Genomic DNA, 11692 nt, shown 5'->3' on the forward strand with positions numbered 1-11692 from the left:
TCTATTCCTCTTTTGAGAGTAGTGGATTGGAGGTGGAGCATCCGGGGACCGGCCCGGATTCAGGGTCCGAAATGATGGCCGGGACGTGACCGGTTGCATCGAGCACGTTGTCCAGCCAGGCCACCCGGTTGGCGAACCGCTTGGCCTTGTGCGGAGCGGTCCACCGGTAGGCGTCGTTTTCCCAGTTGATCTTCAGCCGCCGGCGGGACGTCACAGCAGTGAAAGTGTGGATGAGCCACGGATTCCCCAAACCGTCGGCCACCACCACGTCCGGTCCCGGCAGGAGGGCCAGGAGATCTTTGTCTTGGAGGCCGGTTTCTTCAAATAACTCTTCAAGGGTCTGTTGTTCAGGCGTGGCACCGGCTTCCATAAAACCGGTGATGCAATGCCAAAGACCGCAGTCGTGACCAAGATTTCCGCTTCTTCTGAACAGGGCAATTTTGTCCCGCCACTGGACCACGGCCGCTATCACGGTACGGTCCGCCGGGATGTCATGCGCAGCGAGTGACGGAAACCCGACATTGGACACCGCATCAATGGCGCTCATATTTTCCTCCCAGCGCGTATTTAGCTCCCACGTGCAGCAACCGGCCCAGGCCGCTACACGACGTCGATCGACCGGGAGTTAACAAGCTCGCGGAACTTTGCACCGTGCCAGATGAGCGGCTCGTTTTCCCCGACTCCGAGCTTCTTCACCTCAAGCAGCGCCATCCAGTGGTCGCCGGCTTCTGAAACCTCATGGATGGAGCACTCGAGCCACAATGCAGCGTCTTCTATGAACACGGCCCCGTCCTCACCGACGTCGATTGCCACCTGCTCAAACCGTGCAGCGCGGTCCTTGCCGGCGAGCTTGCGGGTCAGATGCCCTTGCCCCTTGCCAAAGATCGAAACCCCGAGCGAGGCAGCGTCCTTGATCTGTTCCCACGTCTCCGACGACTTCTGCACAGCTACCGCAACCAGGCACGGTTCCAGCGACACTCCAACCATGAACGATGAGGCGACGAGCGCATGCTTCTCGTCGCCTGCTTCGATCGCGAGCACTGCAACGCCGGAGCGAAACTGCGCGAACGTGCTTCGCACCACCAAGGGGTCGTTGCCGAACGCGCTGACCTTCGGCCGGGTCATAAATTTTTGGCTCATGATTTCTTCCTCTGGTGCCCGAGTGGAGTGGTCGCCTTGAACCACTCCCGGACCGAATACGCCGGGACCGCTATGCAGCGGTCTGGCCGCCGTCAATCGGCAGCGCGACGCCGGTGATGTACGAAGATTGCTCACTGCCGAGGAACAAGACCGCATTAGCTACTTCTTCTGCGGTTCCGACCCGACGTGCCGGAACCATATTGATGAGGTAGTCGGCTGCGGCAGGGTTTTCGGCGAGGGCTTCTTCCATCATTGGCGTCCTAATGGGGCCTGGGCAGATGGAATTCGCGCGGATATTCTGTGCCGCGTATTCAAGCGCGATGGTGCGGGTCAATCCCAGGAGGCCGGTCTTGGCGGCGCCGTAGCTGCCATACAAGGGCGTTCCCATCAAGGCTGCGGCTGAAGCCACATTGACTATCGATCCCCCGCCGCGCTCCAACATGGCCGGAATGGCAAACTTCATCGTGAGGAAGGCACCCCGGAGATTCACGTTGATCATCTTGTCGAAGTCCGATTCCAGCGCCTCATGGTGCTGCACCATTGGGGCATTTGCTCCTGCGATATTGCACAGGATGTCGAGTCCACCGAATTCGCTGACGGCCAAGCTGACCATGGCCTTGGCGTCTACCGAGTTTGAGATGTCAGCCTGGATCGGCACCGTGCGGTCTCCCAGCTCGACTGCTGTCTTCTCCTGGGCCCCGGAGAAGTCCGCCAGGACAATGTTTGCGCCATGCTGATGAAACAGGCGGGCGGTTGCCAAACCCATGCCTGAACCCGCACCGGTGATTACTGCTGTCTTGCCTTCAAGTATGTTGTCCATGGTTGTTCCTTCATGTCCTGGTAGTTGGCCCACCATCAACGCTATGAGCGGATGGGGCTGCAACGGCATGGCCATCGGCGCCAACAAGGAAGGAAACTGCGCCAAGATATGGCCTCGGCGAACACTGCCCGCAGGAACAAATAGGCTCCCCGGAAGCCTGAACTGGATGACCAGTCCGGCTTCCGGGGAGCCCGTTGGCTGTCTATCTACTTTGCTGAGAGAACCGCGTCGCGGCTCCGGCTTTCATTCCCGGTTTGTCCTGCACTACCAGGTGCGAAGGCCTTCGAAAACACGAAACCGCGGTAGTCATCGGAGACAACTTCCTGGACCTTTTTGACGTATTTGTCGAAGCCCCCGGCATACGGAATGAAATAGCGCGAGCCGTCGTATTTGTTGACGTGGACCATGTAGTTGTCCACGGCCCGGCGCAACAGCGGCTCCGCAATCTCATTGCAGTGCTCGCCCCACTCCCGCTCTGCCTCAAGGCTGGCCTCAATGCGGACGGCGCCCTTCTTTTCGGCGTGCGCCATGATGTCCGCTACAAAATCAACGTGTTGGTTGTTCCCCACGAAGAAGTTTGCAAGCACACTGGGGCTCTGCGGGCCGGTAAGCATGAACAGGTTGGGGAATCCATGCGTCATGACCCCCAAATGGGTCTGCGGCTTATGGTTCCACCGGTCGCTGGGCTGTTGGCCGTGCTCATTGCGGACGTTGGCCTGGTCCAGGGCTCCCGTAAAGGCCTCGAAGCCGAGGGCAAAAACGATGAGATCAACCTCGTACTCATTGTTCCGGGTCTTGATCCCGGTCTTGGTGATGCGCTCCACCGGATCACTTCTCAAGTCAACCAGACTGACGTTGCTTTGATTGAAGATCGAGTAGTACCCGGTGTCGATGCAGAGGCGCCGTATGCCGATTGGGTAGGAGGTTGGCATCAGCTTCTCCGCGGTCTCCGGATCATCGATCATGTCGCGGATCTTGCCGCGGACGAATTCAGCTACAACGTTATTAACGTCGATGTTCGTCCCCTGGTCCGAGAAAGTTCCGAGCAAAGTCTGGCCCCCGAACGCCCATCTCGACTCGAGAATCTGCTGTTGCTGTTCCTCGGAAAAGTCTGAAGCCTTGCCCGCAAAGCCCTGCATGACGTACCCAACTGGAGAATTGTATGACTCATCACGCAGTTGCAGGACTTTCTTGTTGAGCCGGGCCTTCTTCCTCCTGTCCGCTGGCCCGTTGTGTGCAGGGATCGAGTAGTTCGGGGTCCTCTGCAGGACATAGAGTTGCCCGGCGGTCTTGGCGATCTCAGTCGCAGCCTGCACGCCTGAAGAGCCCGTTCCTATGACTGCCACGCGCTTGCCGGCAAACTCGACGGGGGTTTGTGGCCAGTGGCCGGTTTGATGCCATTCACCTTGGAAATCATCCAGGCCGGGGAAGTCCGGCTTGCGCGGCTTTGACAGCTGTCCGGTGGCCATGACCAGGTAGCGGGCCCAAACTGTCCGGCCCGTATTGGTCTTGATCAAGTATTTGTTCTCATGCGGCTGCCACTCAGCCGACGTCACCCAGGTGCTTAGCGAAAGGTTTCGGCGCACATCGAGGCGGTCCGCAACATAGTTCAGGTAGCGCAGGATTTCGGGTTGCGCTGCGTATCGTTCGCTCCAGTCCCATCCCGTGTAAAGTTCGGGATCAAACATGAAGGAGTAGCTGTGGCTCTCCAAGTCCACGCGGGCACCCGGGTAGGCATTGTGATACCAGACGCCCCCGACGCCGTCTGCTCCCTCAAAGCCGTGGACGTCATGTCCCAGATCTGCAAAACGGTGGAGGGCGTAGATGCCCCCCATGCCGGCGCCGATCACGACGACGGAATATTCCTCAGTCCCGTCTGCCTGATTTCGTACGTTTGAAAAGCCCACCGGATCTCCTTTGATGTCAGTGCGTCGGCTTCTTTGCCGATCCTCGTTCACAAATAACGGTTCACAAATAACGCTAAGAGCCGCTGGGGCAGGACCGGCATGGCAATGGACGCCAATATGGCGGGAAAATGCGTCAACCAGTCATCCACCCGGTTAGCGTCAACTCGTGCGGGTCTCGGCCAAGGCGACGATCGCTACGGCGCTCGTGGTCTCCACACCTAACTGGTTAATGGCCTTCAGTGTGAGTTCAGCGCATGCTCCATGGTTCTCATCGCGGAACACGCGCGTGACCTCGCCTCCGATCCACTGGGTATCACCAAAGACACCCGGCTGCTTAATGCGGACCGAAAGCGACACAAGATCCGCGTCGTCGCCCATCCAGTTGGTCACGCAGTGCGACATCCACGACACGCGCTGGTTGCCGTTGTCGTACGCGCCCGGCATACCGATCGCATGCGCCATGGCAGCGTCCTGGTGTCCCAAGCTCGGGAAGGGCTCGGAGAGGAAGTGCTCGGGACCGAGGTTCGTCGGCGCGTTTGGGTCGCCGTTCCTCACTCGCTCCTGCTGGCGCACTCGGGTCTCGACGCCGCGGTAGCCGGCGGTACCGATTGCGCCCGCGTAGTACGCAGTCATGGTGATGAGGTCGAGCGGACCCTTGACCACCTGCGGCACGACATCGCCGACGGATACCGTCTCAGCAAAACGCGTGCGCTGGCCGCGGATCTCCTCAGCAAGGATCGCGGCTCGGATCTGGTCCTTCTCCTCGTCCGTATACACATGCGGATCGCGGGGTTCGTGCATCCGCTGGGCCTCGGAACTTCGAGCCACACAGACGATCGTGTTACGGACGATCCCGACCAGCTCTTCGCCGACGAAGTAATCGGTGCGCCCCACCTGCTCCACGAGGCGGCCCGACCGGCGGCCAACCCGTTCGCGTACGTCCTCGACGAAGGCGCGGGCCCGCACCCGCTCCCCCAGCCGGATCGGCCGGCGAAAGTCGAGGTCGGCACCAAGATGAATGGCCTGGAGGCCCTCTGACATGCCCATTGCGACTTCGGCGTCACACACGGAGTAGAGGAAGGTGGGGGGTGCAATCCGGGTACCGTGCCGCGTTGTCTGCGCGTACGAATCGGATAGCCACAGCGGGTTCTCGTCGCCGATCCCCCATGCGTAGTGGCGGATCGAGTCGGTGCTGGCCTCCTCGTTCCATTGCACGATAACGGCTGACTCGCCGACAAAGCTCCTCATGTAAGCGACGTCTTCATCGGTGATCCGCTTTGCCGGTACGGAAGTAGCTGCGCTGGTCATGTTGTTGGTCCTAACGAGGTGGTGTGGACTGAGACGACAGCATCGACGACCGTGACGGTTGCTGTCGCCGGGTCCGCAAGGATGGGATTGAATTCGAACTCGTGGATGTTCCCGTGCCGTTCGGCCCAGGCAACTATGTCGATCACACTGCTCGTAAGGGCCTCGAGGGTCTTCCCGCCGGCCTCACCGCGAAGGCTGGTGGCCACAACGCGCGCGTCAGAGATGGCTTGCCGGACCTCCGACCGGGACACCGGGAGCGGAAGGATACTTATATCGTCGATTGCCTCAGTCATCCCGCCGCCGGCGCCGATGACGAGGACCGGACCAAATTCGGGATCGCGTCGAAGCCCCAGGAGGACTTCGGTCTTCCCTGGTGCCATCGCCTGGACAGAGATCGTCGCGGCCTCCCCCTGGAGGGATGCGAGCTGGGTGGCTGCCGCACGCGCGCTGTCGGCGTCGTTGACGCCGATGAAAACGCCGCCGGCGTCTGCCTTGTGCAGGATCTCGGCGTCGTCAATTTTGATCGCCACTGGGAAGCCGATCTCCTCGGCAGCCTGGACAACGCCGTCGACATCACGGACGGCGCGGCTGGCGGGCACAGGGACACCGGATTCCGCCAAGGATTCAGCCACCTCACGCCACGTCAGGTTGGACGTCCCGTCAGTCGTCGTCGTCTTGAGGGCCCTCCCCACGAGATCTCCGCGGTTGGCACGGGTTCTTTGGACGTGGGCCCATGAAGATGCGGCCGCGATGGCATCCAGCGCACGCCCCGCTGTAGGCAAGGAAAGCACTCCTGCTTTGCGCAGGATCCCGGCCTGGGCGGCCGTGACCCGGTCGTCCTCGGACAACGGGACCACCATGACGCGTACTCCCGCCGGGATGCTCATCCCGGCGATACCGGCCGCCAACTCATCGAAATCGTGCGCGAGCCGGGTCGCCGTCACGATAACCCAACCGTCCGACGTCGTGGCGAAGACCCGTTCAAGGATGCGCAGGTAGTCGGCAGTGGATGACTGGACTCCGACGTCGATGGGGTTGCCGAGGTGATTGCTGCCAACCGCATCGCCGATTGATTGGAGCGCATCTGGTTCAATATCCCGGAAAGTCAGGCCGCGGTCATCGGCCAGGTCGTTCCAGAGCCCCACCTGGGCGCCGGAAGTCGTGACGACCGTCAGTTCCTGGTCACCGCCGGAGAGCCGTCCATGGAAGACGTCGAACGTCTCGGTCAAATCAAGGAGTTGCTCAGGCGAGGTACACACCATTCCGAAACGGTGGCGCAGGACGCTCAGAGCGACACGGCCGCTGCCCGCCAGCTTCCCGGTATGCGACTGGGCGCTCATCGCGCCGCGGGTGGACCGTCCCAGTTTCAGGACGATGACCGGGATTCCGCGGTCCCCCGCAGCGGTTGCAGCGGCTTCGAGGTCGTCGTTTGCGCTGAAGCTCTCGACGATGCAGGTGAGGACATGCGTGTCCGGATCAGCGCCCAACCACTGCGCCCAGTCGGTAAAGCCCGTAGAAATCTCGTTTCCTGAGCTGGCCCATGCACTCAAGCCGCTCGCGCCGCGTGCGGCAAGGGATTGCATGAGCGCGTTTCCGAGTCCGCCGCTCTGGCTGAACATGGCCACGTGACCTGCCGGAATCGCACTACGCTGCAGGACCGAGGAGAACGTTGCGGTCAGTGACCGGCCCACGTGCATAAAGCCGATGCAGTTGGGCCCGATAAGTCGGGTGGTGCCCTTGGCCAATTCTGCACGGAGCAACTCGTCGCGGTCGTGCCTGCCGGTCTCACCGAAGCCGGCAGCGAAGGCCACCGCGAAAGGGACGCCGAGCGCCACGCACTCGCGAAGATCCTCGATGACCCTGTCGGCCGGTCCCACGAGGACGGCAACGTCGGGCACCTCGGGGAGGTCGGAGAGGCTCTCCACGGTGGGTACACCGAGCACTTCCTTGTGCACGCTGCTGACTGCGTAGTACCGCCCCTCGAAGCCGAGCCGGGCGAGGTAATCCAACGTCCGTCCCGAGGTCTTCCATGCGTCCCGGGAGGGGCCAACCACCGCCACACTCTCTGCGTTTAGCGGGTTATCGATGCGCACCGGGCTCAAAACGGCCTTGCTATCCAACATTTACATTCCTCCAGTACGTCGGATGGTCCCCGGCCTGCGGCGGGCGGGGACTTCTATTGCCTCGACCACGACGCCGAGATCACGTTCGGTATCGAAGTAGGCAAATCCGCCGTCGCCGCCCTGGCCATAGCCACGCGCGGTTTGCGTAACCCGATATCCGGACCCTTCCATCAGCGTGATCGCGTCATCAAGGCTGTCCACGAAGACGCCCAAGTGGTGCAGGCCGGTGCGCCCCTGTTCGGTGAACTCGTGATAGATACTTGGACCGGCCAATGGCTGGATGAGCTCGATCTGGGGATTGGACCCGCCCATGGCGAGCTTCATGGCAAAAGCGCCTTCCTCGGCGCCAAAGCGTGACCAGGGCATGAACTCCTGGTCATAGCTGTAACAAGTCCACTCGTCGATGCCGAAGGCTCGCCCGTACAAGTCGATGGCCCCGTCCAGGTCCGGCACGAGGATCCCTACCTGCCCCACTTTTCCTATCGGAACAGAAGCTGCGAACTGAACAGATTCCGCTCCCGCAGCGGGCCTGGCAGCGTCGCCATCCCGCTCAAACTCTCTTGATGTGATAGTTGCATTCATAATGTAATAACTACGCTAGCTTTCTAGTTGCTGTCAACGGATAAAATGCTGTCCGCGGTAACCGACTCTTTCTCATGGCGTTGTAGCTCTCCTTTCGCCATGTGCGTATGATTTCCGCATGGCAAGTACAACTAAGACAGTCGACAAACCGTCCCTCGACAGCGAAGCTCCGAAGGACCTGGTTCAGTCGGTTGCCCGGGCCCTGAACATCGTTGATGTCGTTGCGGCGTCGAAGGAGCCCATGCGGGCCCAGTCCATCGCGAGCGCAGTAAACCTGCACATTGCGACGACCTCCCATTTGCTGGCGACGCTTGTACATGCCGGTTACCTGGAACGTAACGAGCGCACCTACAAACTCGCCGCCGGGAAAATCCTGGATCTTAGTTCACGCGTGGAAGACGACTGGCGTCCGTCGCCCCTGGCGCTGCGTCTCTTGAAGATGGTGGTTGATGCTACCGGCGAAAGCGCCTACCTTTCCGCGTGGCAAGGCGGCACTGTCACTGTGGTCGCCGTTGAGGAGGGCAGCCACGCGGTTCGGGTAGCGGATCTTAGGGTTGGCGTTTCCGGCGACATTCATGCTCGCGCCTCAGGCAAGGCCCTCCTCGCCTTCGGTCCGGAATCACAACTGGAACGGATCCGGTCCGTAGACGGTGAACTCACGCGGCGAACCGAGCATACGATCACTACCCTTCCTGAATTCTTGGCCGATCTTGAGGTGACCAGATCGCGTGGTTACGCACTGGACCACCAGGAATACGTTCTTGGCGTCTGCGGCATGGCAGTTCCTCTCTTCGAAGGGTCCGAACGCCCCCGCACTGCTTTGACGATTACGGTCCCGCTTCACCGGTTTACCAACGAGGAGCACTTCCAGAAGTGCGTCGATGCCCTGATGGAAGCCCGCCGCCTGGACGATGAAGAAGGAGACTCAACCCAGCCGTAGTACGTCCAGTTCCAGTACCGGACCCCCTTCCCCGTGACAAACTTCCAGGGACGTCCGGGGGCCGTCCTCCAACCGGGGAAAATCTGAGCTGGCAAGGTAAGCGCACAAGCGGGTTCCTTTCGAAAGCCGGATCGCAGTGGATCCAAGATCCACGGTGATTGACTTCCCGGCGCTACCCTCCGCAGTGCTGAATGAGGACCCCTCGCAGAGCAGCTCGGAGGAGCCGTTGTCATCAAGTGTCGCCAGCTTGATGATCACAGGCGTGGGACCCGTGGCCGCAACCTTGAGGCTGCACGTGACCGACCCGAGGATCTCGACGTCTTCGAAGAGTGGTTCCGAAACGAACGACTGCACGTCATGGCGCGCGCTCAACGCGTCCACCATTCGCGGACCTGAATTCGCGCCCACTTTGTAGCCCGGAAAGAATGTTCGCCCGCCGATTGTCGGTACGGGCGGCTCCAGTGACAGCCCGGCGTAGGTATCTGTACTCGTTACAGCACCGTCCGGCGTGCTGGAGCGTAATTGAAGCTGCATTCTCTGTGTGTCATCCGGCGGCCAGCTCGAGAAGCATCGCCATTCATCAGCTCCCATGGAGAAAACACTCACAGGGTGGTCAGCGCGGTTGCGGCCGTCGCGTATTTCCTCCAGCCAACCGAGTTGAAGGGAGGTCGGGTCCAGGCTGTCAAACGATGATGCAGGACCAAAGAAGCGCGCCGGGAACCATCCGCCCATGAGACCGTGCGCCCAGGGCCCTATCAAGAGGCGATCATGGAGATTCCGCGCGCCCATGGCCTCTCGTCGCACAAAACTGGCAACTGTTCCTGGAAGGAAAATGTCGAACCAGCCTCCGATGACAAACGCCGGCACCTCAACGTGCCCAGCCAGCTCCGGATCCACCAGCGAACGGCTACGATCCCGCCAGTCGCGCAGGTACGGCGCGAACTCCCCGGCCTCCTCGATGAGTTGGTGAAAAGTACGGATTTTCCCCTCTGCGACGCTCCGCTCCAGGCCTGCGATCCGCGGACGGCTTTTTTCATCCATACCGGCGCTTGCGAGGAGAATCGACACCCAGTGTGCAAGGAATCCCAACACGACGTTGTCGTCCTCGTAAAGCCAACCGGAATGGACGTCGTCGGCGGTCACAGCGGGAACAATGCCAATGAGGCCTTCAGGATTCTTCGCCGCCGCCAACCACTGGCTGATACCTACGTATGACCCGCCCACCATGCCCACTTTGCCGTCGGACCACGGCTGCCCGCGCACCCACTGGATGGTGTCCACACCATCATCGGCTTCATTCACAAAAGGAACGAAGTCGCCCTCGCTTCGAAACCTGCCCCGTACGTCCTGAACCACCACCGCCCAGCCGCTTTCCACGGCGCGCAGGACGTTAATCCACGTGTTGGCGTGTGCGGGGTCGTCCTTGCAGTAGGGCGTCCGTATCAGAACTGTGGAGCGCGGTTCCCCATCACTTGGCCGGTACACATCTCCAGAGAGGGTAACGCCGTCGCGCATTGCGACAGGGACGTGCTTCTCAACTATCAGGGTCATGGCAACCTTCGGTGTTTCGCAATCGCAGTCGGTCTGGCCTGGGATGGTCACCCGGCTGTTTGGACCATGTCCAGGCGCGGGTAGTGGTCAAGAAGTTCCGCGCCATTTGCCGTGACGACAACGAGGTTCTCAAGACGTACGCCTCCGACACGGTGCTGCCCTTCGATACCTTCGATGGCAATGACCATGCCTTCTTGGATCTCCTCAGGATGGTCAAGCGACCACGAGCGCGTAATGGTGGGCGGGTTGTAGTGGATTGCCCGGGACCCTGCGTTGACCAGGCCGATCCCGTGCCCCAGTTCGATGCTGAAACACTCTGCCTCGGACGGAAAGCCAAGATCTTCCGCGGGGGCAAGTACGGAGGCCACGTCAGCTGTGCTTGCGCCGGGTTTCATGAGCGACATCGCCAGATCCAAACGGTCCGTCAGCTTTGCGTAGGACGAGCGCTCGGCTGACGTCGGGGCGCGGCCCACGACGTATTGGCGGTAGAGACACGCGGTGTACCCCATGTAGGAAGTTCCGCAGGTGAGGAGGTAGGCGAGATCGCCATGCTCAACGATGCGGTCTCCACCGCTGATCCCACGGGGGAATGACAGTGGTCCGGAGAGCAGACGGGCGGCTCCCACTTCCGCACCGGCATCTTCAATGGCGCGACGGGCCATCAACGCGATCTGGGCCTGCTTGGTTCCGGGCCGCAATGCGGCCCGGGTCGCCTCAAACCCTGCGGTGCTCAAGCTCGCCGCCATCGAGATGCAGGAGATTTCATCAGCGGTCTTGATCGTTGAGCATTCGAGCAAGAGAGGGAGCCCGGGAATTGTTTGGATACCTGCATCGGCCAGGGCATTCATACCGGGCTCATCAATCTCGCTGACGGCCAACTGCTCGCCCTGGAGAGATCGTGATGAAAGTTCATCGCGGATCTGGGCTGCGAAAACGGCCGACAGTTCGGCAATTGCAGAACTGGGTGCCACACCGCCGAGCCAAGAGATGGCTGGGCGCCACTGCGTGATCCATGGAGCCTGGTCGGGCATTTGCTGGAGGGATCCCGCTGGCGCGAACACGATTGGTTCCTCATCTGCGAAGAACAATGCATAGCCCACCTGGAGCGAGAATTCTCCCCACCAAAAGCCCGTCAGATAACGCACATTGTCCGCGCCCGTGAGCAGGAGCGCAGGTATGCCCTTGGAGCGCATCAGGGCCCGCATACGGTCAGCGCGTTCTCGACGCATCCGCTCGAGATCAACGCCTACGTGCAGTTCTGTACGTGCCGGTCCGAAGTGCAATTTCTGGTGATTTTCGGGCATCGTTGCCTTGGCCTTTC

The 11692-nt window shown here is 61.0% G+C and carries 10 protein-coding genes; 1 reads left to right on the forward strand and 9 read right to left on the reverse strand.

Annotated features, from left to right (window positions below; all coding sequences use genetic code 11):
- Window position 1: 1 nt before the first annotated feature.
- The 7 genes from AC1DD7_RS00485 to AC1DD7_RS00515 form a co-directional block, all read right to left on the reverse strand.
- Window positions 2-547, reverse strand: a complete 546-nt coding sequence (locus AC1DD7_RS00485; protein WP_477513326.1) for an NUDIX domain-containing protein — start codon at window positions 545-547, stop codon at window positions 2-4.
- 53 nt (window positions 548-600) lie between these two features.
- Window positions 601-1140 carry a flavin reductase family protein gene (locus AC1DD7_RS00490; RefSeq protein WP_477513327.1) on the reverse strand — a complete coding sequence of 180 codons (540 nt, stop codon included), beginning with the start codon at window positions 1138-1140 and terminating at the stop codon, window positions 601-603.
- 70 nt (window positions 1141-1210) lie between these two features.
- On the reverse strand, window positions 1211-1960 hold the full coding sequence (locus tag AC1DD7_RS00495) for an SDR family NAD(P)-dependent oxidoreductase (protein WP_477513328.1): 750 nt from the start codon (window positions 1958-1960) through the stop codon (window positions 1211-1213).
- A 206-nt stretch (window positions 1961-2166) separates the two neighbouring features.
- Window positions 2167-3867 (reverse strand): flavin-containing monooxygenase, encoded by a 1701-nt coding sequence (locus AC1DD7_RS00500; RefSeq protein ID WP_477513329.1) that lies wholly within the window; start codon window positions 3865-3867, stop codon window positions 2167-2169.
- Window positions 3868-4026: 159 nt separating this feature from the next.
- Entirely contained in the window at window positions 4027-5175 is a 1149-nt protein-coding gene (locus AC1DD7_RS00505) for an FAS1-like dehydratase domain-containing protein (RefSeq protein ID WP_477513330.1), read from the reverse strand.
- Window positions 5172-7298 carry an acetate--CoA ligase family protein gene (locus AC1DD7_RS00510; protein ID WP_477513331.1) on the reverse strand — a complete coding sequence of 709 codons (2127 nt, stop codon included), beginning with the start codon at window positions 7296-7298 and terminating at the stop codon, window positions 5172-5174. The genes AC1DD7_RS00505 and AC1DD7_RS00510 overlap by 4 nt, the downstream gene beginning before the upstream one ends.
- Window positions 7299-7880, reverse strand: coding sequence for a VOC family protein (locus AC1DD7_RS00515; RefSeq protein WP_477513332.1), 582 nt, complete (start codon window positions 7878-7880; stop codon window positions 7299-7301).
- Window positions 7881-7998: 118 nt separating this feature from the next.
- On the opposite strand from AC1DD7_RS00515, the gene AC1DD7_RS00520 reads away from it, so the two are divergent.
- On the forward strand, window positions 7999-8820 hold the full coding sequence (locus AC1DD7_RS00520; RefSeq protein ID WP_477513333.1) for an IclR family transcriptional regulator: 822 nt from the start codon (window positions 7999-8001) through the stop codon (window positions 8818-8820).
- Here the strand turns inward: AC1DD7_RS00520 and AC1DD7_RS00525 are convergent.
- Together AC1DD7_RS00525 and AC1DD7_RS00530 are read right to left on the reverse strand one after the other, a co-directional pair.
- Window positions 8806-10371 (reverse strand): CocE/NonD family hydrolase, encoded by a 1566-nt coding sequence (locus AC1DD7_RS00525; RefSeq protein WP_477513334.1) that lies wholly within the window; start codon window positions 10369-10371, stop codon window positions 8806-8808. The two genes, AC1DD7_RS00520 and AC1DD7_RS00525, sit on opposite strands and share 15 nt — an antisense overlap.
- 47 nt (window positions 10372-10418) lie before the next feature.
- Window positions 10419-11675, reverse strand: a complete 1257-nt coding sequence (locus tag AC1DD7_RS00530; protein ID WP_477513335.1) for a M24 family metallopeptidase — start codon at window positions 11673-11675, stop codon at window positions 10419-10421.
- Between the last annotated feature and the right edge of the window lie 17 nt (window positions 11676-11692).

This window comes from Paenarthrobacter sp. 10L412 (genome assembly GCF_056395565.1).